The sequence below is a fragment of the Yoonia sp. R2-816 genome (assembly GCF_046762905.1).
Lineage (GTDB): Bacteria > Pseudomonadota > Alphaproteobacteria > Rhodobacterales > Rhodobacteraceae > Yoonia.
Genome location: NZ_JBKQXN010000294.1, coordinates 1 through 24,080 on the forward strand (window position 1 = coordinate 1; position 24,080 = coordinate 24,080).

At 57.2% G+C, this 24,080-nt stretch carries 15 protein-coding genes; 1 reads left to right on the top strand and 14 read right to left on the bottom strand.

Annotated features, from left to right (window positions below):
• Positions 1-190: 190 nt before the first annotated feature.
• The gene (locus ACFWW2_RS17005; protein ID WP_393929884.1) at positions 191-1,327 is read left to right on the top strand and encodes an ABC transporter substrate-binding protein; all 1,137 of its coding nucleotides are present in this window, start codon (positions 191-193) and stop codon (positions 1,325-1,327) included.
• A 364-nt stretch (positions 1,328-1,691) separates the two neighbouring features.
• On the opposite strand, the gene ACFWW2_RS17010 is transcribed toward ACFWW2_RS17005, so the two are convergent.
• From ACFWW2_RS17010 to ACFWW2_RS17075, 14 genes are all read right to left on the bottom strand, one after another.
• Positions 1,692-2,267 (bottom strand): hypothetical protein, encoded by a 576-nt coding sequence (locus ACFWW2_RS17010; RefSeq protein ID WP_393929886.1) that lies wholly within the window; start codon positions 2,265-2,267, stop codon positions 1,692-1,694.
• Positions 2,268-2,751: 484 nt separating this feature from the next.
• Positions 2,752-3,483 (bottom strand): RHS repeat domain-containing protein, encoded by a 732-nt coding sequence (locus ACFWW2_RS17015; protein WP_393929888.1) that lies wholly within the window; start codon positions 3,481-3,483, stop codon positions 2,752-2,754.
• 505 nt (positions 3,484-3,988) lie between these two features.
• On the bottom strand, positions 3,989-7,936 hold the full coding sequence (locus ACFWW2_RS17020; RefSeq protein ID WP_393929890.1) for an RHS repeat-associated core domain-containing protein: 3,948 nt from the start codon (positions 7,934-7,936) through the stop codon (positions 3,989-3,991).
• 1,518 nt (positions 7,937-9,454) lie between these two features.
• Entirely contained in the window at positions 9,455-10,936 is a 1,482-nt protein-coding gene (locus ACFWW2_RS17025; RefSeq protein ID WP_393929892.1) for a peptidoglycan-binding protein, read from the bottom strand.
• Positions 10,937-10,955: 19 nt separating this feature from the next.
• Complete coding sequence (locus ACFWW2_RS17030) at positions 10,956-12,152, bottom strand: phenylacetate--CoA ligase family protein (protein WP_393929894.1); 1,197 nt, start codon at positions 12,150-12,152, stop codon at positions 10,956-10,958.
• 396 nt (positions 12,153-12,548) lie between these two features.
• Positions 12,549-13,376, bottom strand: coding sequence for an ABC transporter ATP-binding protein (locus tag ACFWW2_RS17035; RefSeq protein WP_393929896.1), 828 nt, complete (start codon positions 13,374-13,376; stop codon positions 12,549-12,551).
• A 54-nt stretch (positions 13,377-13,430) separates the two neighbouring features.
• Complete coding sequence (locus ACFWW2_RS17040) at positions 13,431-14,714, bottom strand: ABC transporter substrate-binding protein (RefSeq protein WP_393929898.1); 1,284 nt, start codon at positions 14,712-14,714, stop codon at positions 13,431-13,433.
• Between the two features lie 82 nt (positions 14,715-14,796).
• Positions 14,797-16,011, bottom strand: a complete 1,215-nt coding sequence (locus tag ACFWW2_RS17045) for a branched-chain amino acid ABC transporter permease (protein WP_393929900.1) — start codon at positions 16,009-16,011, stop codon at positions 14,797-14,799.
• Positions 16,012-16,221: 210 nt separating this feature from the next.
• Positions 16,222-17,220 (bottom strand): branched-chain amino acid ABC transporter permease, encoded by a 999-nt coding sequence (locus ACFWW2_RS17050; protein WP_393929902.1) that lies wholly within the window; start codon positions 17,218-17,220, stop codon positions 16,222-16,224.
• A gap of 83 nt (positions 17,221-17,303) precedes the next feature.
• Positions 17,304-18,122 carry an ABC transporter ATP-binding protein gene (locus ACFWW2_RS17055; RefSeq protein ID WP_393929904.1) on the bottom strand — a complete coding sequence of 273 codons (819 nt, stop codon included), beginning with the start codon at positions 18,120-18,122 and terminating at the stop codon, positions 17,304-17,306.
• Positions 18,122-18,451 carry a hypothetical protein gene (locus tag ACFWW2_RS17060; protein ID WP_393929906.1) on the bottom strand — a complete coding sequence of 110 codons (330 nt, stop codon included), beginning with the start codon at positions 18,449-18,451 and terminating at the stop codon, positions 18,122-18,124. The genes ACFWW2_RS17055 and ACFWW2_RS17060 overlap by 1 nt, the downstream gene beginning before the upstream one ends.
• Entirely contained in the window at positions 18,448-20,406 is a 1,959-nt protein-coding gene (locus ACFWW2_RS17065) for an AMP-binding protein (RefSeq protein ID WP_393929908.1), read from the bottom strand. Before ACFWW2_RS17065 ends, ACFWW2_RS17060 begins: the two co-directional genes overlap by 4 nt.
• A gap of 161 nt (positions 20,407-20,567) precedes the next feature.
• Positions 20,568-23,336: a formate dehydrogenase subunit alpha gene (fdhF, locus tag ACFWW2_RS17070; protein WP_393929910.1), complete on the bottom strand. Its 2,769-nt coding sequence runs from the start codon at positions 23,334-23,336 to the stop codon at positions 20,568-20,570.
• A 314-nt stretch (positions 23,337-23,650) separates the two neighbouring features.
• The coding region (locus tag ACFWW2_RS17075) for a hypothetical protein (RefSeq protein ID WP_393929912.1) at positions 23,651-24,080 on the bottom strand (430 nt) is incomplete at its 5' end.

A 24,080-nucleotide genomic window follows, 5' to 3' on the forward strand; every position in this document is an offset into this window, starting at 1 on the left:
CGAGATCTCCCCGCTGGGATGCAACGAGACCAATACAGGCCGCCGGATCAACCGCCGTGTCGAGGTCTGGGTCCGGGATGTCGTCGCACGCAACTGATGCGACAGCCAACCAAACACACCCAAATCAACACGGATCTGACACAGACGTGTCAAGACGGTCCGTCAGTATCCGTCGTATGAGGACACATTTATGAACACGCTAAGAAACCTGATGGCCGCAGCCATACTCGCCATGCCCGCGCCGCTGATGGCGCAGACGCTGGACGAGATCAACAAACTGAACCAGATGACCCCGGAAGAGCTGCTGCCGCTCGCCTTGGCGGAGGGCACGGTGACAGTCTATTCCTTCACCAGCCGGATCGGCAAAGTCGAGGCCGCATTTGAGGCGGCCTATCCCGGCATAGATATGAAGGGCTTCGACATATCATCGACGGAACAAATTGAACTTCTCATTGAAGAGAGCGAAGACTTCATCACAAACGCCGACGTGATTTATATCTCGGACACACCTGTGGTTCTGGTGAAAATCTTCGACGGCGGCATCATCCAGCCCTACATTCCGCCGCGTATTATCGACCGTGTACCGCCCGCGTTGCGCGATCCTATCCTCACGCAGCGATTGTCGACCAAAGTGTTGATGTATAATGAAGAAGCCCACCCAGAAGGCCCACCTGTGGACAGCCTGTGGGACCTCACCCGTGATGAATGGCGCGGCCGTGTTTTTATGGTCGATCCGCTCGAGCGCGGGGACTACCTTGACCTAATGACCCAGATTTTCCTGCACGCGGACGAGATGGCCGCCGCCTACGAAGAGGAGTTCGGTAGACCCATCGTGCTGGATGGTGTGGAAAACGCAGGCCAGCAATTCATTGCGGACTTCTTTGCCAATGACCCTGTTCTGGTTGATTCAACCGATGACGTGAACGCAGCCGTTGGCGCCATTGGCCAGGAAAACCCGCCGCTTGGTTTCACCAGCTATTCCGACCGGCGTGACAACGAGGAAGAAGGCTGGGCACTGCAAGTCGCCAACGATGTAAAGCCGTCCCCGGGCATCATCTTTCCTGCGATCCTGGCGATTGCCGACAAGCCCAACAACCCTGCTGCCGCGCGTCTGGCGATTGATTTCATGATGGGTGATGAAACCGAATTCGGCGGCCCCGGCCTTGCGCCGTTTTATGTGCCCGGTGACTATCTGTCACGCACCGACATCCCACAGCACCCGGATGCGATCCCTCTCGACGATTTCAACGCCTGGCTTCTGACAGCATCTGAAGCCGCAACCGCCGTGCGTGACGAAGTCGCTGATTTCATAGTGACATTAAGATGAGCGGTTGATTGTGATGGGACGGTCGAACAATTGGCTGCCCCAACCATGTGCTCACAATCGTCGTCGAGAGCTATGGAGGCTGCGTTCATTTTTTGACATTCTTGACCAAATCGGTGCCAGGCGTAGATGCCGACTCTAGAACGGACATTCGATCACGCTGCAGCATTGGTGCACATCAACCGCATAATGGCTTGTTTTATTGGGATTTGGGCGGTCGGCGAAACGTCGGATTTGCGTCGGCAAAGCGTATGGCACCCTGGCGGTGATTGGGTCGGTTAATGGGGCGTCCGGGGGTGGGGGGTTAATGGGTGTTAGTATTTATGGTCGTTGAGAGGTATGGACTCAATGCCCCATTCGACCTCTGCTAGCGTCGGTATTCAATACTTTTTAGTTTATAATCTTGAAAAATTAGAATGTAATGCGATCGCTTTCCTTCTTCTGAAAAATCCCACCGGTCATAGGAAAACAACCACTCAAAATCGACTTCAGTATTGGAGTTTGGTTCTGGAGTGGTGCTAACAATTGCACGGTCATTGTTCGGGTTCTTGCGAGGCAATGACTGCACGCCATCGACGGTACCGTCCAATATCAACTCCCTCAGCACACCAAAAAAAGCATCAATATCATCTGTAGGCAGCTTTTCCAGCACTTCACGAGAGCTGCTTGTCACCTCCTCGATTTCCCAAATCTCCTGATTGTCGAGTTGGACATTTATGAAGACGCCCAATCCGCTGATGACCAACATGTCTGAATCACGCAACAAGCCTATATCCTCGACATTCTCACGATCTATATAGGTCCGAGAGACCGTCGATGGCCACACACTCAGCACATCTTCTCTTTTGACTAAAGCATCAAAGACCTGCTGTTTGGATTGACCAATCACAATTCCGTCCATCCCGCCCGCCGTAGACAGAACGCTTTGTTCTTCAGAAGCCACATACAAATATCCTGTGAAACTCAGCACGAGTGACGTAGCAAGGACCCAAATTCTCGATCTATACTGCATATAACCCCGTACCTAGTTCATCCGATCAGGTGTTCTGTTGCCATGTAAGGCGCCTATTGACGGCCGCCTTCCGTCTGCGCGTCTGATTATTTCAAATGCCGCGGTATTCGAATTCTGCGGATTTCCCGGTCCAAAAAAGTTCTTGTACGTCCCTTGTCGATAGTCTTTACCAGCTGCGACTATATTGCGGTCAAATTGGCAAGCGGCTTGCTCATTGGGCACGTAAATTTGGGCTACTTCCGAGTATTCAGCACTACCGACAACGCCACTATTAGTGTTAGTCGCCAAAATAACTTTAGATAATCGATAGCGGTCCACTGGTTGTCTTGCGTTTCTTTTCTATCACGATATGGGTTAAGCCTTTCTGGAATTGACCAGTCGAACAAAACGTAAAGTATTGATCCTATTTTTGACATTAGGGAAAAAATCTTTCAATTCTATTGTGGATGTACGGGCTAAAAAAGGAACTTCCTGCCCCGGATCCTACTGCCCCAAATGGCGAGAAGATCGCGCCAGCAATGCAGCCGGCGACAAATTCTGCACCAGGATCCAAACAAGCTATTTCGTCCATTGTCAGTCCCTCGTTGAAATTTAAACGTCCAAGCTCAGAAAACACACCAAAAACGCCACCTACTAAGCACCCTCCTAGAAAGCGCACAATGAGTGGAATGAACTGCCCTGTTGGATCCACATACCACCCCGGGTTCTGTAGCGCATACCCATAAACACTGGCCCCATCGACCAACCCCAGCGGATCGGCCTGCATGTACCGTCCGGTTGTCGGATCGTAGTCCCGCATCCAGTTCTGGTGCAGGCCGGTTTCGCTTTGGAACCACTGCCCGGGGAAGCGCAGGTCCGAGTTCGGGCCTGAGGATGTTTGCACCCCGCCGAAGGGGAGGTATGTTGCCTCCCACACCTTCACGCCAGCATTGTCTGTCGCAAAGACAGGCCGTCCGATGTGGTCGGTGCGAACGAAGTACAACTGCCCCGCCTCGAGCACGCCGACGATCATCCCCGACGCCCAGATATATTCGCGGATCAGCGTGCTGGTGCCGGTGCCTGGGTCGTAGTCGTACTCCGCGATCCGGTTGCCCAACGCGTCATGGACCGAGTGGATCGTCTGGCCCGAGGCGGTCAGATGGAGCACCACCTGCTGGCCGAGGCTGTTATATTTCTTCGGATCGAAATAACTTCTACCGTCAGCAGTGGTCAGTTCGATTCGTTAGGACGAAAAAAATAGTGAGGGATCCGGCGGCGAAAGGATTATTCTGATGCACTCTCCTTCCTGAAGCGTACCATGATAAAAGGATTGGCAATCAATAAAAATCCAAGAATATGCATGTACACAAGAAATGCAAATAAACACCAAACATTTTCCGGCGAACGAAGCATAACTTGTCATGGTAGATCTATTCGATGCCAATTTGACGTAAGCATAATACGAACTTGCGGCGATCAAACATGTTAATACTCGCGGAAGCTCCAGTTCCAACCAAATATACGTAGCAATAATGAGCCCAGACAGAAACTCGTATGAGTTCAGATTCACCGTTGGATACATTTCCCAAACCAGCTGGCTAAATATCCGTACTAGAAAAGCTGTCCAGATGATACTTTTTGCAGTCTTCGCCGACAATGCCATCAATCTCTTCCTATTGGTTGGGAAATAGTGGTCGAACCGTGAAGTATTCATCAAAACGATTCAGTTCACCAGCCAAGTCATACGGAACTACATCATGCTGCAGGTGCTTCACAATACTAGTTGGATTTGTAAGCTCTGGAGAGTAACGGTCGATTGCACCTGAGCGATCTTGCATATTCCCACGAACAACTTCCCTGTGCTGACTGGGCAAAACGAGTGTTCCGTCGCTGTTATAGACACACTGGACACCGGCACCAAAATCATTGGGCTGGGATCTCATACTGAAAAGATTTGCTCCTGGATGATAGCTGTTTTCACGTCGGCCCATTGGACGTAGCCCACGCCATGTTTCTCCTGAATAGTCAACTCCAAATTCTACTTCACAGGGGCACTCAGGCAGCCCCGCTTGCCACTGTTGATACGCGCGCTCCAACCGCAACCATTCTTCGAACATTGATTCTTTAGTCACATCTTTCCCTTGTTTAATCAGACTGCGCACGGCGTCGGTGATCGTAAACTCCCCCCTCGGATCTACGTACCTTCCCGGATTCTGCAGGGCGTAGCCGTAGATGCTGGCTCCATCGACCAACCCCAGCGGGTCTGCTTGCATGTACCGCCCTGTCGTAGGATCATAGTCCCGCATCCAGTTCTGGTGCAGGCCGGTTTCGCTTTGGAACCATTGCCCGGGGAAGCGCAGCGCGGAGTTTGGCCCCGTAGACGTGTGCACGCCACCGAAGGGGAGGTATGTCGCCTCCCACACCTTCACGCCCGCGTCGTCGGTCGCAAAGACGGGCCGTCCGATGTGGTCAGTCCGCACAAAATACAGCGTCCCGTTTTCGACCACGCCAACGATCATCCCACCGGCCCAGATATATTCGCGGATCAGCGTGCTGGTGCCGGTGCCCGGGTCGTAGTCATACTCCGCAATCCGGTTGCCCAACGCGTCATGGACCGAATGGATCGTCTGCCCGGCGGCAGTCAGGTGGCGGACCACCTGCTGGCCGAGGCTGTTGTACTGGTATTGCGCCTGCACGACCCCGTTCACCGCGAAGGAGGACATGCGGTTGGCAGCGTCATAGGTATAGCTGTGGGCCAGCGCGCCGCGATTGGTGGCGATGACATTTCCCGCGCCATCATAGGTAAAGCGCCGCTCGACCCCGGTGCTCAGCAGCACGGAATCCAGCTGGTTGGTGTCCGGCCAGTAGCTGTAGACATCCACCAGCGGGGTGCCCGCGACCAGCGACATCTGCTCGGTCCGGTTGCCGACGCTGTCATAGAGCCAGTCGAAATCACCCCAGGTCCCGTCGGCGGAGGCGAGGAATTCGCGGTTGGAATAGGTGAATGACTGGCCCTGTGCGGGGTTGAGGTTGTCGGTGACGCCGCCCAGATTATTCCGGTTGGTCCAGTTATAGGTCTCGTCCCGCAGGGTGGTGCCGGATCGGGTGTCGGTCAGCCCGGTCAGCCGGTAGGAGCTGTCATAGCTCGCCGTCATGACCCCACCATCGCCATAGGTCAGCGATGTGAGCGGCCCGTGCGGTTTGTAGGTCAGCCCGCTGACCACATCGACGGGGGCGGCGTAGCTGTTGAACACCGGATCGAAGGCCTGCCATTGTAGCCCGGTCAGGTCCCCATCCGCATCATAGCTGAAGAGCAGTTGCGACCCGCTGGGATAGTCCATCTGCGTGGTCTGCCCGCCTGCATCACTGGTGTAGGTCGTGCTGTATTGGGCGCTGCCGATCTGGCGCAAGTCCTCAAAGAACGCCCCGCGCGTCGGATCGTTGCTATAGCTGGTCTGTCCGGTCTGGTCGGTGACAGAGGCCAGGCTGCCCAGGTTATGGGGTTGGGCCGGATCGCTGTGATAGGTGAAGATCTGGTCGAGCGATGGGTCTGCGGGGAAGGTCTTGGACACCAGCCGCCCGCCATCGTCATAGGCATAGTTGGTCACGACCCCGCGTCCGTCGGTCATGGAGGTGACCATGCCGCGATTGTTATAGCTATAGGTCATGGTGCCCCGGTCGGCGCTGACCTCGCGGATCAGATCCCCAAACCCGTTGAAATCGAACGCTGTCTCGATCCCGCGGGGGTCGATATAGCTGGTCATCTGGTTGTCGACATCATGGGCCATGGCTGTGGTCCCGTTCGCCCGGTCGACGATCTGGCTCATCCGGTTGAGCGCGTCATAGCTGTTCGTCGTCGTCAGGCTGGTCGCATCGGTGATGGTGGCCAGGTTATCCTCGACATCATGCGAAAAGCTGGTGGTCTGCCCGTTGGACCCGATGGCCTGCAGGATCCGCCCGAGTTCGTCATATTGCGTCTCTTCCAGATAGGCGATGGTGGCCGTCGCGTCGGAATAGGTTGTCCGGGTGATGTTGCCCATGGCGTCATGGTCAAAGCCGATGGTGTCGCCAGAGGGGGCGGTTATCTGGGTTAGCCTGCGCGCTTCATCGTAGGTGTAATTCCAGGTCCGCCCCAGCGGATCGGTGGAGGACAGCATCTGCCCGATGATGTCGTAGGTGTAGGTGGTTTCCTCGTTCAGCGTGCCCGGTTCGAAGGTCGATTTGAGCAGTCGCCCGGCCAGATCGTATTCCAACGCCCATTCGAAGCCCTGATGATCGCGGATCAGCGTCGGCTGGCCGGATGTGCCATAGGCCAGCACCTCCTGCGTTAGTCCGTTCGGGTCTGTCGTGGTTAGGAGTTGCCCCCTGGCGTTGTAGGTGTAGGTGGTGACATCGTTGACCCCATCAGCCGCCAACCCCGGCCCATCCATGGAGGTCAGGACCTTCAGGCCGGAGGGGAGTGTGCTGTAGGTGTAGGTCCAGGTCCGGGTCTTGCCGTTGTCAGGGCTGCCCACAAGCATGTCGGTCTGGGTATAGCTGGTCAGCAGGGTGTCGGCATCGTAGGTGAAGCTCTCTTGCAACTCTGCCGTGGTCCGGGTCAGCGGTTTGCGCATTTTGCCGGTCCACGTGTAGGTCGTCACCCGAGGGTTCAGCCCATCGGCATCCTCGGTCCGGGTCAGGATGCGCCCCTCGCTGTCGCGGGTCATGACCGTGCGGGCGCCGTTGCGCTCAATCCGCTCGATGATGCGGCCTGCAGAGTTATAAGTCGCAGTCGTATTTGAGGGCAGGCAGTTCACGGTTGAAACGCCCTCGACACTGACCAGGCGATCCATGCCTGCAATCTCTTCAAAGGAGTAGACGGTGTCTTTGCCCAACTCGTTGGTGACCGTGACATCGTAACCCAAAGTGGTCTCAATGGGACCGCCGATTGTCGTAAGTTCAGCCCCGCCAAAATGAGAGCTTGTTACGCCTCTGCGTTCAGTTGACCCATCTGGAAAACCATATCCGAAGCTTGCAAAGTCAAAAGGCTGGCCTGTCGCGTCAACGCGGCCATCGCCAACACTGGTAAGAAGATGCCTTTCACCCCAATCAATGCCATAACCGTATCGGGAATCGCTGAGAACCAAACCGGACCCAATTTCGGTAACCGTCACGCGAGAGTTGCGCGCCGGATCAATGTCGTCGAAACCGAGCCCCGGGTGCCGCACACCACCGCTGATATATTCGAAGTCAATGCGGACGTCCGGCGTCATCGAGATGCCGTTATACTCGGTATCAATGATTATTTCGGTAATTCCGGGGTCAACGCCGAGTAGACCCGGATTTACGTCCTCGCTCCATGTGAATTCTGCTCGCTGGCCATGTATGTCTTCAAGTGATGTAATCCGGCCTTGAGTGTCATTTGAGACGAAGATGGAGTATCCGTCCGGCCAACGCCGTTCGTACAGAAGGGCCAAACCAGAGTTGAAATTCTGGAAGATATCCTTTTGACCACTGGCGTGACGGAGTACGTGGCGTCCCCCCTCAGCGGAAGATCTATTGTCGTAGCGATATCCATGATCACCCGATACCGGCACGGTAGATATGTAGCCGTTGAAGGCGTGCATAACATCGTTGCCCATGAATACATTGCGATCAAAATAGCCGCGGTGCCGGACAGTGCTGAACCAAGGCATAGACCAGCCATATCCAATCCCCTGGGCAGTGGGGTCTTGTATATGGGGTTCCGAAGTATAATGGCGCACAAAGCTGAAACGGGCATCAAGCGGCGATATCCAGTCAACCGCATCCTGGCGTTTGCGTCCGGACGATATGACAATAGGATTTCCGTCGACGGGGCAACTGGTCTTTGGTTCGTAAAAACAAACACGCTGCAGAGCACGAATATCGCCTGCGTTAACCTCGACTACGCAGTTCAGTACTGCGAAGCTCTCAAAGGAAATCGTTACACCAACCGGGTCAACGTATGACATAAAGCACGTTGCCGTATACTGATGCGGGACCATCGCATCATCCAGCGTATCTTCGACAATGACGTCGTTGAGTTTGAAGTCACTGCCTTGTCTGGTAGCAGCGTGCCAGGCGAGCGCTAGGCCGCAGGCCCCGCGCGCGCTACCGGTTGGTTGGTCCCGCCAATCCCAAAACTCATCGCCTTCTTCGTAAACCGTTTGAGAGTGAACCGTTTGCGGCAACAGTAGGAACGATATCCATAAGCAAACTTTTAAAAGCTGTAACGTCCGCTGAAATGAGATGTGCAAGATATTCATCATGTCCTCTGCCTAAGTGATTCAGATCGATGCAGTATCCTCCTGATAGAAACCTACAATCGAACTGATGCGTTCACCCATTTGCACTGATTACAGATACATCTGACCAAAAAGGCCGTGATCATTGGTCTAAGGTTTGCCTGTTGAAGGAGAACCCAGTTAACTACTTCACCGCCTGGATGTTGGGTCGAGTTGTTGACCACTGCAGACGTCTATTCGAAAAACTGCGCACCTTCCGGATGATCGGGGTGGGAATAGGCGGTCGTCGCTACAAAAAGAGCAAAGACGAGTGTTTCAATAAAACGAACACACAAAACAGTCTCGACAAATACATCTAATCTAGCAGAAGGGCCATATACTCACCTCTAAATCAATTTGAAGAGAGCGCAACATTTCACCTATGAATGGCATCTATCTGTTCATATACCCGCAATAATTGTCAATTCATCCGAGGAAAAATAGTGTTTCCAAATTCAGCTTTCAACTCGCTTGACAAGTGTAATTGATGTGGTTCCGGGCGGGTTTCTCGAACCAAAACCCTGTGATCGGCAGATTTGGCTGAGAGCAGAAACTGCAAGAAAGAATGCGCTGTCGATGATGATATTGGCGCGGAAGGCTGCCAGCCAATGCCCGAATTGTTGAAACCCAATTCGTCAATTTGGTGTTGCCACCGCATAGCAGAAATATCCGGTAGCTTACTTCGGGCTTACTGGATAGCAATACCTGCGCTCATAGCTAGTATCTCCAACATCATTGGGCCCACTCGTACTCAACAATCGCAGAGGCCATCGCTTCGCATATCAACGCCGCCAGCAGGTTTGATACTGGCCAGGACGGCAGGCAGGGCGCATTGAATGCGCACTGCAGCGCCAATCAGCGGAATGTATCGGCCAGCAGCCGTGCGAGTGTCGGCTCGCTCAGATAGCCAGTCGAGGGCAGGTTCCGGCTGGTCTGGTAGCGCGCGATGGCTCGGCGTGTGTCCCGGTCAAACCGCCCGTCCACATTACCGGGGTTGAACCCAAGCTGGGCCAGCCGACTTTCGATCAGCCGGGCCAGGATCGGGTTCACGTTCAACCGGCGTTCCTGTTCCTGCGCATCTTCGACGCGCTGGTCTTCCTCGCGGTCACGCCCTGTCAATTCGTTCAGCTTCTGTGTCGCCTCTTCGGCAAAGGCACCTTCCGGATAACGCTCCAGATAGGCGCGGTAGCCTGCGATATCGCCGCGTGCGCCGGTTTCCTCCCAATAGGCCCGGTCAAGGCGCAATGCCTCTTCGCGCTCACGCTCTTCTTCGGCTTCAATCTCGGCTGCGCGGCGGCGCGCCTGAGCATCAATCCGGTCGATCTGTTCGCGGGTCAGGAACGATGTCTGCTGAAACCCGTTCGTCTGCTGCCAGTTGCGGATCGCACTGCGGCTGCCGGGGCCAAAGATGCCGTCAACACCGCGGGTATTGTAACCCAGCAAGGTCAGATTGCGCTGGATCGCGCGACGGGCATCCCGGTTCAGGTTCAGGCTTTCTTCGGACAGCCGATCCAGGCGGACGGGATCGTTTTCGATCTCATCCAGCTTGCGCCGCGCCTCTGCGGCATAGGCGCTGTCGGGATACTGAAACAAGAAATCGCGATAGCTGTCGGCGGTATCCTGGGTCTGTGCATCGCGCCATGCGGCGACTGTCGGGTCGCCGGCAGGGCGCGGTGCAGGCCCGTCGGCGTCCGGTTGCATCACCAGACTGGCGGGCCGGAACCCTTCCATCCGCAAACGGCGGCTGTCATCGACATAAGCCACCAGATCAGCGCCATCGCGCGCAGCCTCGGTCAGAACATCATCGACCGATCCGGGCGCGCTGACGATCACGCTGACCCCTTGCGGGATATCAAGCCGACCCACCCCTTGGCTCAGCCCTTGCCCAAGGCTGTTACTGTCGCCTTCATCAATGCCCAGAACCAGCAAGGCCTGACCGGGCGTCTGGGCCAATACATGCATCAGGCTATCCACCGAAATGGCCGTATCACCCATGCCAAACAGCGACGGGTCGCGCGCATCGGATGCCATCAGCCAGGCGCGGTCGCCATCTGAATAGAACCGGCCCGACAAGGCCACGATCAGCCGGTCGGCATCCGCAACCTCGGCCACGAAGCGGTTCAGTTCCGGCAGCATGTCGCGACCGGATTCGTTGGTCGCCACCTCGACGGCATAGCCCGCGTCACGCAGATCACCCTCGGCCCGCGCCAGATCATCGGCGCCGGACACCCGCCGAAACTCCTGATAACGTTCGACCCCCAGCAACAGGGCGGCATCTTCGGCCATGGCAGGCAGGGCAAGCGCTGACAGCGCGGTACTCAGGAACAATCTACGCATCATGCGTCTCCTTGGTCTTTCATGTTTCATAGGTGCGCCTGTCCTCGATCACGAGGCCATCACGCGGCAGGGTGCCGGGGGCCATGCAGGCCACTTCACCCTTCAGTTTCAGCACATCCTGCACGGCGGCGGCGATCGCGGCCTGATCCAGCCCTTCGCCTTCTACCTGCACGATCATCTTGTCGGCGTCACCGTCGCGGTCGGCAATCACCCGGGCCCGGTCCACACCTGTCTTGGCGACCAGTGCGGCTACCTGCTCGGGACGGACGAACATGCCCTTGATCTTGGTGGTCTGGTCGGCGCGTCCCATCCAGCCTTTGATGCGCATATTGGTGCGGCCACAGGGGCTGGGGCCGGCCATTACGGCGCTCATGTCGCCGGTGGCAAAGCGGATCAGAGGGTAATCGGGGTTCAGCGAGGTGACCACGACCTCACCCACCTCGCCTTCGGGCACAGGATCACCAGTGCCGGGGGTGACGATTTCGATGATCACCCCTTCATCCACAATCATGCCTTCGCCCGGCACGGTTTCATAGGCCAGATGCCCCAGATCTGCAGTGGCATAGCATTGCATGCAAGTGATGCCACGGGCGGCATAATACTGGCGCAGTTGCGGGAAAAGCGCCCCACCCGATACGGCGGCCTTGGTTATCTGTAACGTCACACCCACCTCATCGGCTTTCTCAAGGATCACCTTGAGGTAATCGGGCGTGCCTGCATAGGCGGTCGTGCCGATATCGGCGGCCGCCCGCACTTGCAGCTCTGTCTGGCCGGTGCCAGCGGGCAAAACCTTGGCCCCCACGGCGCGGGCCCCGCTTTCAAACATGGTGCCCGCAGGGGTCAGATGATAGCCAAAACAGTTCTGGACAATGTCATCCTTGCCGATCCCGCAGGCCTGCAGGAACCGACCAAAGCGCCACCAGTCATGGCTGGACCCGCCCGGTTCGTAGATCGGGCCGGGGGACTGGAAGATATGGGTGATATTGCTGGTATGGATCCCGCCAAAGGGGGGGTGTTCCTTTTGCCAGCCGGTCAGGTCCGATTTGCGCAGGACCGGAAACCTGGTCAGATCAGAAAGCGCGTTGATCTCGACATCCGGCAGGCATGACGTCTCACTTTCGCGGACGATAGCAACCTGTGCGGCCAGGGCTGCCAACTGTGCCGCCGCCCGCTCTGCCGGGTCACGTGTTTCCAGATCGTCGTAATAGATCGTCATCGGTGTCTCCTGTCCTTGCCGGATCATCGTGCCGGGTTGGACAAGGGAAAGCTAGAGGTGATGCGGTGTGTTATGCGATATCAGAGGGCGAGAGCGAGACGGGTCTTTCAGATTGACTGCGGACCAATCGATAGGAACAAGGAACCTAATATGCCTAAATCGATGAGGCGCTGAAGGTGCCAAGGTAAAAACCTATCGACGGCGCCTGGGCGATTTCGACTGGCTTAGTGACAGCGTCGGCAACCGAACCGAGCAGATGTCGCTGGTCGCGGGCACCCCGCTGGTCGATGTCTACAGCTACTGGCCTGACACCAACGAACTGGATTCCGTCCTGCTGTGCAAGGGGGGTCAAGCGGCGCTTTACCTATGACGGCGCCAAATCGTCCAGCGTAACCTTTACGCCAGCCAGCGTTTCCGTCGCCGGTAACTGCGCACGTTGCGGAAGCTTTTGCGCCCCTCGTCCGACATGCCAAGGTAGAACTCCTTGACGTCCGGGTTCTCGCGCAGTTCGGCGGCGGGGCCTTCCATCACGACACGTCCGCTTTCAAGGATGTAGCCCTGATGGGCGAACCGCAGGGCCACATTGGTATTCTGTTCGGCAAGCAGGAAGGACACGCCTTCTTTCTCGTTCAAATTCTTCACGATAGTGAAGATCTCTTCGACCAGTTGCGGGGCCAGACCCATTGAGGGTTCATCCAGTAGGATCGTCTCGGGCCGGGACATCAGGGCGCGCCCGATGGCGCACATCTGCTGTTCGCCGCCGGAGGTATACCCGGCCTGCGACTTGCGCCGCTCTTTCAGCCGGGGGAAATAGCTGTAAACGAGGTCCAGATCGGCGCTGATTGCCCCGCCACCATCGCGGCGGGTATAGGCACCGGTCATCAGGTTTTCCTCGACCGTCAGATGTTCAAAGCAGTGGCGGCCCTCCATCACCTGAATGACCCCCATCTTGACCAGCGCTTCTGGCGACAAGTCCTGCACGCGGGTGCCACGATAGCTGACCGAGCCTTTAGTCACCTCACCCCGTTCGGAATGCAGCAGATTCGAGATCGCCTTGAGCGTGGTTGTCTTGCCCGCGCCATTCCCGCCAAGCAGCGCCGTGATACCGCCCTTTGGCACATTCAGCGACACGCCTTTGAGCACGAGGATCACGTGATTATAGATCACCTCTATATTGTTGACCTCTAGCAGGGTCTCAACGTCTGATTTGGCGGTGTCCAGCATGGGGTGTCTCCGGTTGGGAACGGGTGGCCCGAAGGCCACCCGCATTTATTCAGATCACAGGCAACCCGGTGTGATGTTGTTCTCGGCTGCAAACGCGGCAGAGTCCTCGGCCACCAGCGGCGAAATCACGGCATCATCGGGTGAGATGAAGTCCGTCAGCGGCTCCCACACGCCATCAGCGGCGTTCCACTGCTGGACAAGGCCCTGACCGGCGCCTCCATGGTCCTGACAGGACACGGAAAACTCTGGCCCGATGCCTTCCATGCCAAGTTCAGCCATCCGCGCATTGGTGATCTCCAACGCTTCCATGCCGTCGCGAACCATCGCAGGGGTCACGTCGGACACGCCATGGATTTCCTGGCCCTTGGCAATGGCTTCGGCGGCCAGCATGGCGGCATACATGCCGCGCACATAGAGCACCTTGCCGATATTGCTGCCATCACCGGCGGCGTTACCTGCATCATGCACCTGCGCCTGGATCTCTTCCAGCACGGGATAGTCGACAACGCGGTTCATATTCAGCGACTTGTAGCCATTGGCCGCCATACCCGCAGGGGTCACATCATGTTCGGCACCAGCCCACCAGTTGCCGATGAAGTTTTCCATCGGAAACCCGATATTGGCGGCCTCTTGCACGGCAACCTGGTTCATGACGCCCCAGCCCCACATCAGGACATAATCGGGCCGTTCGCGGCGGATCTGCAGCCATTGCGATTTCTGCTCCTGACCGGGGTGGTCCACGGCCAGTTGCGTCAGCTCAAACCCGTGCATGGATGACAGCTCTTCCAGCGTGCGGATCGGCTCCTTGCCATAGGCAGAGTTGTGATAGACCAGCGCGATCTTCTTGCCGCTCAGGTCACCGCCGTTTTCATCCAACAGGTAGTTTACGGCAACGGACGCAGCATCCCAATAGTTGGCCGGGTAGTTGAAGACCCAGTTGAAAACCTCACCATTGGCGGCAGATGTCCGGCCATAGCCCATGGTGTGAAGCGGGATACCGTCTGCGGTGGCCTTGGGAATCAACTGATAGGTAATCCCGGTGGACAGCGGCTGATAAATCAACGCGCCTTCGCCTTTGGTGCTTTCATAGCATTCCACACCCTTCTCGGTGTTATAACCGGTTTCGCATTCCAGGATGCGAACAGGTTCGCCGCCAATCCCGCCATCACGCGCATTCAGCAGGGCGAAATAGTCCTGAAACCCGTCAGAAAACGGCGTGCCACCCGCCGCATAAGGGCCGGTCCGGTAACTCAGATCCGGAATAACTAGTTCTGCCATTGCAGGCCCCGCGGCCATCGCCCCGGCCAGGGCCATCGCGGCCAGTGTCTTTATCTTCATCGGTTCTTTCCTCCCATTGGTTGATCCGACTTCTTGTTGTCGCAACGCTGCCCCGGACCTGATCCGGGACCTCCACGCCACGTTAATATGGAAACGGCCAAAGCCGCAGTTTTTCTTTCGCCAACCGCCATATCTGCGCCAGCCCATGTGGTTCCTTGATCAGGAAAAACATGATCAACGCGCCGACAATGACCAGATTGAGATGCGACACGATATCAGTGGGCCAGCCCAATACATCGACGCCGATCACCTTCAGCGCCACAGGCAACAGCACCAGAAACGCCGCGCCTGCGAAACACCCGAAAATACTGCCAAGCCCGCCGATGATGATCATGAACAGCACCAGGAATGATTTCTGGATGCCGAACGCCTCACCCACCTCAACCGCGCCCAGATAGACCGAAAAGAACAGCGCGCCCGAAATGCCGATAAAGAACGATGACACTGCAAAGGCGGTCAGTTTGGCCTTCAGCGGGTTCACCCCGATGATCTCGGCCGCGATGTCCATGTCACGGATCGCCATCCACGACCGGCCGACCGTGCCGCGGGTCAGGTTGCGCGCAATCAGGGCGCAGACCACCACAAAGATCAGACAGACCATGTACTGTGCCCAAGGGGCGGTATTTGGGCCGGTGACTGCAATCTCACTCACAAACCGTTCCGGCGCATTGATCTGGCCAGAGGCGGAGTAATTGTAAAACCACGAGATTTTGTTGAAAAGCCAGACGAGGAAGAACTGTGCAGCCAGTGTGGCGACAGCCAGATAGAACCCCTTGATCCGCAAGGACGGCAGACCAAAAAGAACCCCCACGGCAGCGGTGACAAAGCCCGCGAGGATGACCGCAATCACAGGGTTGATCTGGGTCAGGACGTAGACGGTCCATTCGGCATTCTGGGCGATGGTAAAGAACAGGAACTGCCCGGTGACCTCGAAACTCTCACCACCCTTTGAGATCATCTCGCCCCCGGCCGACACGAAGCCTTCGGAGGCAAAGTAGATATCAAGCCCCGTCATCAGCTTGTAACAGGCATAGGCCCCCACGGCCATGAACCCCCCGGTGCCAAGGCTCACCTGCCCGCAATAGCCCGTCAGAATATTCAGCCCGATGGCCGCGATGGCATAGATCAGGAAAGGCACCAGGATGGCATTGGCCCAGTAATCATTGATCACAAATGGAATCACGGCAAAGGCAATGACCATTGTGATCCAGAACCCGATCCGATCAAACCTGATCGGAAAGGTCTGGTTGTCAGCGTGGTAAGAGGTTTTGAAATCTCCGGCTTCACGGTAGAGCATTAGGAGGCCTCCCCCGACGGACCAGAATAGCCCCAATTAGACATGCAAGTAGTGACAGCGCAGTGTGAGGAACGCTTACCGCATTCCATGGAGAGACCGCGTCGGGACCAAAGTACTGATCGCGTACGCCCACGTCGATTATGGAAATCAAGACGGTCGTAACCAAACCGATAGCGCCTAAAGTGATTAACGCCCATCCAGCTATACGCATCAGACCCTCTCAATGATCTTCTCCCCAAACAACCCCTGCGGGCGGAACACCAGAAAGATCAGCGCCAGCATATAGGCGAACCAGTTCTCCGTGGCCCCGCCCAGATAGGGGGCGCCAATGGTGTATTCGAACAGCTTTTCCCCCACCCCGATGATCAACCCGCCGACAATGGCGCCGGGGATGGATGTAAAGCCACCCAGCATCAGCACCGGCAGCGCCTTCAAGGCGATCAGCGACAGCGAAAACTGCACACCCGATTTCGCTCCCCACATCACTCCCGCGACCAGCGCCACGATCCCGGCCAGCGACCAGACCAGCACCCAGATATAGTTCAGCGAGATACCCACCGATAATGCCGCCTGATGGTCATCGGCCACAGCCCGCATGGCGCGGCCCTGTTTGGTGTATTGGGCAAAGGCGATCAGGCTGACGACAAGGATCGCCGCGACTACAGTCGCCACCATATCCAGCTTGTCGATGAAAAAGCCGTAGAAATCATCGCCGCCCAACCCGTTGGTCAAATTCTCAACCCAAAGCGAGCCACCCTGCGGCAGGCCAAGGGCCAGCGTCTTGATATCCGACCCCCACATCAGGTCGCCAACCCCTTCGAGGAAGTAGGCAAGGCCGATTGTCGCCATGAAAAGAATGATGGGTTCCTGCCCCACAAGATGGCGAAACACGAACCGTTGCACGGCCCAGGCAAAGGCAATCATGATCAGCACGGTAAAGGCGATAGCCAGCAGCGCCGGGACCTCCCACCCGAAATGATGTACCTCTGTCCCGAAAATCGCGTTGATCAGGTGGCTGAACGGCACCTGTCCTTCCATGATGCCCACAAGGGTCAGGGCGGCAAACAGGGCCATGACCCCTTGGGCATAATTGAAAATACCCGACGCCTTGAAAATCAGAACAAAACCCAGTGCCACAAGGGCATAAAGCACCCCGGCCATCAGGCCGTTGATGACCACTTCGATACCATAAAGAAAGTCAGCGGACATAAGCGCCTCCGCAGCCCCGGACCTGATCCGGGGCCTCTGTGTTGGGTTTGACGTCCCGGGTCAGGCACGGGACGGCGTTGCACCTAGTCATGCGCCACCCCCAAATAAGCATCAATCACCTGTTCATTGTTGCGCACCTCGTCAGGCGTCCCATCCCCGATCTTGCGCCCGTAATCCATCACGACCACCCGGTCGGACAGGTCCATGACCACGCCCATATCGTGTTCAATCAGGGCAATCGTCGTCCCGAATTCATCATTCACATCAAGGATAAAGCGGCTCATGTCCTCCTTCTCCTCCACGTTCATGCCCGCCATCGGCTCATCCAGCAGCAACAGCTTTGGTTCTGCGGCAAGCGCCCGGGCCAGTTCGACCCGCTTCTTCAAGCCATAAGGCAAGCGGCCCACCGGCGTCTTGCGGATCGCCTGAATTTCCAGAAAATCGATGATCCGCTCCACGATCTCGCGATTATGCACCTCTTCGGTCTCGGCACGGCCTGCCCAGATCGCCTGCCAGAACATGCCTGATTTCATGTGGGTCAGCCGACCGGTCATGATGTTGTCCAGCACGGTCATCCCCTCGAACAGGGCGATGTTCTGAAAGGTCCGGGCAATGCCCAGCCGTGCGACCTGATAGGGTTTCATCGGTGGGCGCTTTTCGCCACGAAACCAGACCTCACCCTCCTGCGGGTTATAAAATCCCGAAATGACGTTCAGCATTGAGGATTTGCCGGCCCCGTTCGGGCCAATAATCGCCCTGATCTCACCCTCGCGGATATCAAGAGAGATATCCTTGATCGCCTCCACCCCGCCAAAGCGCAGGGTGATATTGCGCATATCCATCAGAACGCCGCCAATGGTGCGGCCATCCGGGGTCACATAGGGTTCGGTGTCGTCAAGCACTACACTGCCCTTCCCAAGCCTGTGAAGAATGAAATCGTAATCAAGAAGATGGCAGCCAGGAAACAAAACCCGAAGATAACCGCACCGGCTGTCTCAAGTCTGCTGACACCGATTCCATTGCGCTTTGAACAAAACTGGTTCAAAGCGGCACCAAGAATGGCAGACACGCCTAGTGCAGCGAGGCTCAACTGCAACCAAGGCGCAAAATCATATCTATGAGCGATGGTCTCTTTTCCCAAACCAACTTGGATCAAACCCATACCCAAAAAACCAAAGATCGAAATCGTCAGCATTAGGCTCAGAGTCATAGAAAACGCAGACCGGATCATTCCGCCGCAACCTTCTGTTGTTCAGCTGTCACCGCGGCATCGCGCAACTCCAGCGTCGCTTTGATCTTGCCCTTGCGGCCATCCTCATAGGTCACTTCGGTCTCCGTATAGATCTCGCCCTTGTCCGAATAAAGCGCTGCAATCAGATCGCTGAACTTCTCGGCAATCACCGCGCGGCGCACCTTGCGGGTCCGCGTCATCTCGCCATCATCAGCATCCAGTTCCTTGTGCAGGACCAGGAACCGGTGCACCTGACAGCCCGCCAGCATCTCATCTGCGGCAACCGATTTGTTGACCTCCGCCACATGGGCCTGGATCGTGTCCAGCACGCGGGGATGCTGCGACAATTCCTGATAGCTGGAATAGGCGATATTGTTGCGCTCGGCCCAGTTGCCGACCGCCGTCAGGTCGATATTGATAAAGGCCGTGCAATAATCGCGGCCCGCCCCGAACACCACGGCCTCCAGAATGTCGGGATAGAATTTCAGCTTGTTTTCCACATATTTTGGCGCGAACAGGCGGCCATCAGCCATCTTTCCCACATCCTTGGCGCGGTCGATGATGCGCAAATGGCCGGTGCCTTCCTCGATGAAACCGGCATCGCCCGTGGCGACCCACCCATCGGCATCCTTGGTCGAGGCTGTGCTTTCCGCGTTCTTGTAATATTCCACAAACACACCGGGCGAGCGATAGAACACCTCGCCATTCTCGGCGATCTTCAGTTCCACACCGGGGCTCGGCACACCCACGGTATCTGACCGGACCTCACCATCAGGCTGCTGAGTGATGAACACCGTCGCCTCGGTCTGACCGTAGAGCTGTTTGAGGTTGATGCCCAGCGCCCGGTAGAAATCGAAAATCTCGGGGCCAATCGCCTCGCCCGCGGTATAGCCCACCCGCACCCGGCTCAGGCCCAGCGTGTTTTTCAGCGGCCCAATCGCGAACCAATCGGCCAGACGATAGCGGAACCGGTCCATCTGACTGACCGGTTCACCATCCAATAGCGCCGGACCCACGCGGCGGCCCACGGCCATGCAGCGGTCAAACAACCATTTCTTGAACCGGCCTGCGTCTTCCATGCGGATCATGACATTGGTCAATTGCTGCTCGAACACGCGGGGCGGGGCAAAGAAATAGGTCGGCCCGATCTCGCGCAGGTCGGTATGCATCGTCTCGGCGCTTTCGGGACAGTTGACACAGAACCCGGTCCACATGGCCTGCCCTATGGAAAAGATGAAATCGCCGACCCAGGCCATGGGCAGATAGGCCAGCACCTCGTCCCCCGGCTGCAAATGGTCAAATTCCGACGAGTTTTTCGAGGTTTCGATCACATTGCGGTTCGACAAGACCACACCCTTTGGCCGCCCCGTCGTACCCGAAGTATAAAGCATCACGCTGGTATCATCATAGGTCCGCGCGGCACTCCGTTCATTCACCTCACCAATCCGGCCCGACTTGCGCCCGGCCTCCTGCAGATTGGCGTAAGACGTCATATGCGAATGGTCATATTTGCGCAGGCCGCGCCCATCCAGATAGACCACATGCTGCAGCGCGTGCAGGCCGTCGCGGACATCCGCGATCTTGTCCACCTGCTCCTGATCTCCGGCCACGACATAGCGGGCACCGCAATGATCAAGTGCATAGGCGATTTCCTCAGCCGCGGCATCGGCATAAAGCGGCACCGGCACACAGCCAATCCGCTGTGCGGCGACCATTGCCCAATACAGCGCCGGACGGTTGCGGCCAGCAATCGCGATATGATCGCCCACATCGGCCCCAAGGGTCAGAAACCCCATCGCCAGCGCATCGATTTCTTCGGCAGCCTCAGCCCAGGTCCAGCTTTGCCAGATGCCGAATTCCTTTTCGCGATAGGCCGCCTTGGTCCCGTGCTTGGCCACATTCCGGGCCAACAGGTCGGGAACAGATTTCAGGCCGCTGGGCGCGGATGCGGTCATTCCAGATGTCCTCCCTCGCTGGTCACCGCCAGCGTTACAATCGACTCGCCTCCTCGCGACGCGACGTAACAATATACTGCGGGGCCACCCTCAATCCGTCAAATAGTTTTTTGAACAAGCGTTCATTTAATTGCGATCAGACGCGAAAGCGCGTTGCAAGATCACTCCGCCGCGACCTGGCGTTCTGCCTTTTCCACCTTCACGGCAGCGAATTTGAACTCCGGGATCTTCCCATACGGGTCCACAGCAGGGTTGGTCAGGATATTCGCCGCCGCCTCTACATAAGCGAAAGGGACGAACACCATATCGGGCGAAACGGCCCGGTCTGCGCGCGCCATGATGTCGATGCTGCCCCGCCGGGTTGTCAGACGCACCATGCCGCCCGGCTCCACACCCAGCTTGCGCAAGGTCGACGGGTGCAGTGAACAGTTGGCTTCGGGCTCGACCGCGTCCAGCACCTTTGACCGGCGGGTCATCGACCCCGTGTGCCAATGTTCCAACTGCCGCCCGGTGGTCAGGATCATCGGATACTCCGCATCCGGCACTTCATCCGGCGCGATCACGCTGGCCGGTGTAAACCGCGCCCGGCCATTCTCGCGCGGGAACCCATCGGCAAAGACAATCGGCTGGCCCGGATCCTCTGGCGAAAGCGACGGATAGGTCACCACATTCTGCGCTTCCAGCCGGTCCCAGGTGATGTTGTTGAGCGATTTCATCGACTTAGTCATCTCGCCAAACACCTCTGACGGGTGGGCATAGGTCCATGGCAGGCCCAGACGTTTCGCCAGTTCGGTCGTGATCCACCAATCCTCTTTCGCCTCACCCGGAGGGGGCACGGCCGGGCGGCCCATCTGCACCTGACGGTTGGTGTTGGTCACCGTCCCGGTCTTTTCGGCAAAGGCGCTGGCAGGCAGGATCACATCGGCGAAATTCGCGGTTTCGGTGATAAAGATATCCTGCACCACCAGATGTTTCAGCTTGGCCAGCGCATCGCGGGCATGTTCCACATCCGGGTCGGACATCGCCGGATTTTCGCCCAGGATATACATGCCGTGAATATCGCCAGCATGGACCGCATCCAGAATCTCGGTCACGGTCAGGCCGCGTTTGGGGTCAATCGTGCCTTCTTGCCAGATCTCCCGAAACGCAGACCGCACACCATCATCCCCCACCGGCTGATAATCCGGCAGGAACATCGGGATCAGCCCGGCATCCGACGCGCCCTGCACGTTGTTCTGCCCCCGCAACGGATGCAGACCGGCACCGGGGCGGCCCACCTGCCCGGTCATCAGCGCCAGCGAAATCAGGCAACGCGAATTATCCGTGCCGTGAATATGCTGGCTGACGCCCATACCCCAGAAAATCATCGCGGATTTCGCCCCGGCAAAGGTGCGGGCGACATCGCGCAAGGTCTCTGCCGGGATGCCGCAGATGCCTTCCATCTTCTCGGGTGAGAAATCAGCCAGATGCGCCTTCTCGGCCTCCCAGTTTTCGGTGTAGCCCTCGATATATTGCTGGTCGTACAGCTTTTCTTCCACGATCACATGCATGATCGCGTTCAGCATCGACACATCCGCACCGGGCCGGAATTGCAGCATATGCGACGCAAACCGGCGCAGACCCACACCGCGCGGGTCCATCACGATCAGCTTGCCACCGCGTTTGGCGAACTGCTTGAAATAGGTCGCCGCAACCGGATGGTTTTCGACCGGGTTGGCACCGATGACGATCGCCACATCGGCATTCTCGATCTCGTTAAAGGTCGCGGTCACTGCACCGGACCCCACATTCTCCATCAATGCCGCAACCGATGACGCGTGGCACAGGCGCGTACAATGATCGACATTGTTATGGCCAAAGCCCTGGCGGATCAGCTTCTGGAACAGATACGCCTCTTCATTCGTGCATTTGGCCGACCCGAACCCGGCCACACCACGCCCGCCGATCTCCTTCAGACCGTTTGCAGCCACATCCAGCGCCTCGTCCCACGACGCCTCACGGAAGTGGGTGCGCCAGTTGGCAGGGTCCACATTCAGTCCCTTGGCCGGCGCATCATCGCGCCGGATCAGCGGCTTGGTCAGGCGGTGATCATGGTGAATGTAATCGAAACCAAAGCGGCCCTTGACGCAAAGCCGACCTTCATTGGCGGGGCCGTTAATCCCCTCAACAAACTTGACCTTGTTGTCCTTGACCTTCAGCGAAACCTGACAGCCAACGCCGCAGAACGGACAGACCGAACTGACCTCGCTGTCGTAATCCTTGGTGTCACCGACCTGATGATCGTCCGTGACCGTCGCAGGCAGCAGCGCCCCTGTCGGGCAGGCCTGCACACATTCGCCGCAGGCGACGCAGGATGACGCGCCCATCGGGTCATCCATGTCGAAGACCGGATAGGCCTGATGGCCCCGGCCCGCCATGCCGATCACATCATTGACCTGCACCTCGCGGCAGGCACGCACGCAAAGGCCGCACTGAATGCACGCATCCAGATTGACCGACATCGCGACATGGCTGTCATCCAACAGCGGAATGTGATCGGCATCCATCGTGGGAAAGCGGCTTTCACTCACGTCCTGCTTTGCCGCCATATCCCAAAGGTGGCTGGATTTGTCATGTGCGACGGCCTGTTCCGGCTGATCGGCAACCAGCAGTTCCATCACCATCTTGCGGGCCTGCACCTCGCGCAGCTGATCGGTGGTCACGACCATCCCCTCAGACGGTTCACGAATGCAGGAAGCGGCCAGCGTCCGCTCCCCCTCAATGGCGACCATGCAAGCACGGCAATTGCCGTCGGACCGATATCCGGGGCTGGGTTTGTGGCAAAGATGCGGGATCACCAGACCGCGGCCGTGAGCGACCTCCCAAATGGTTTCGCCCGGTTCGGCGGTGACGGTTTGGCCATCAAGCGTAAAGGTGATCTGGTCCGACATCTGGATTCTCCGCCTCTTTGGAGCAGACTACACCATGAGGACAGCATCGGCGAAAGGCCATCCGCGACCCCGGCAGCCGTTTTTGCGCCACCGGGGATTTCCGATAGAGAACCCGGGTGCCGATCCGCCTCACCTCCATTCGGTGGCAAATCCTCTCCGAGGATTTGAAGTGTTAAACGTCAGATGGTTTTGACTTTCACGTCACCAGACTGACCAAAATCCTGATTTGTGAAAAACAGCCGTTCGAACTGGACGCAGCTGAAGAAGAAAAAGAGCCCAAAGTGTCGAATGCTGCACGGCGCACGAACGGCTGCTTAGCCGAACAAATGACTGTCAATGACTTCGAGCAGCGCATCTTCGCTGAGCGCTACATAGACTTTTTGTTCTTGCAGTCCCAAACCGCTGACCTCTTCATGAACGCGATCGGTAAAGAGCTCATCGCGGGCCAAAAGGTTGGCGAGAGCAAGTTTCGGATTACTTGTTTTGCGTGGGATGTCCCACGTTGTTTCACGGGCGTCAAAAGATTGACGGCGGAAGGCAGGCGTCGGCAATAGCCAAATCGCGTGCCGCTTGTTTTGAAGTAATGGCGCAACTAATAAAGGCAGCAGGCGAAACCCTTCAGCGATCACAAACCGGCCTTTCGGTAGCTCCAATAAATCGTCGATGATGAAGTGAAACCCTTCGCCCTCAAACCAATGGAAGGTTTTGAGCATCTCATTGGGTGACCGGGCGACCCATCTTTCA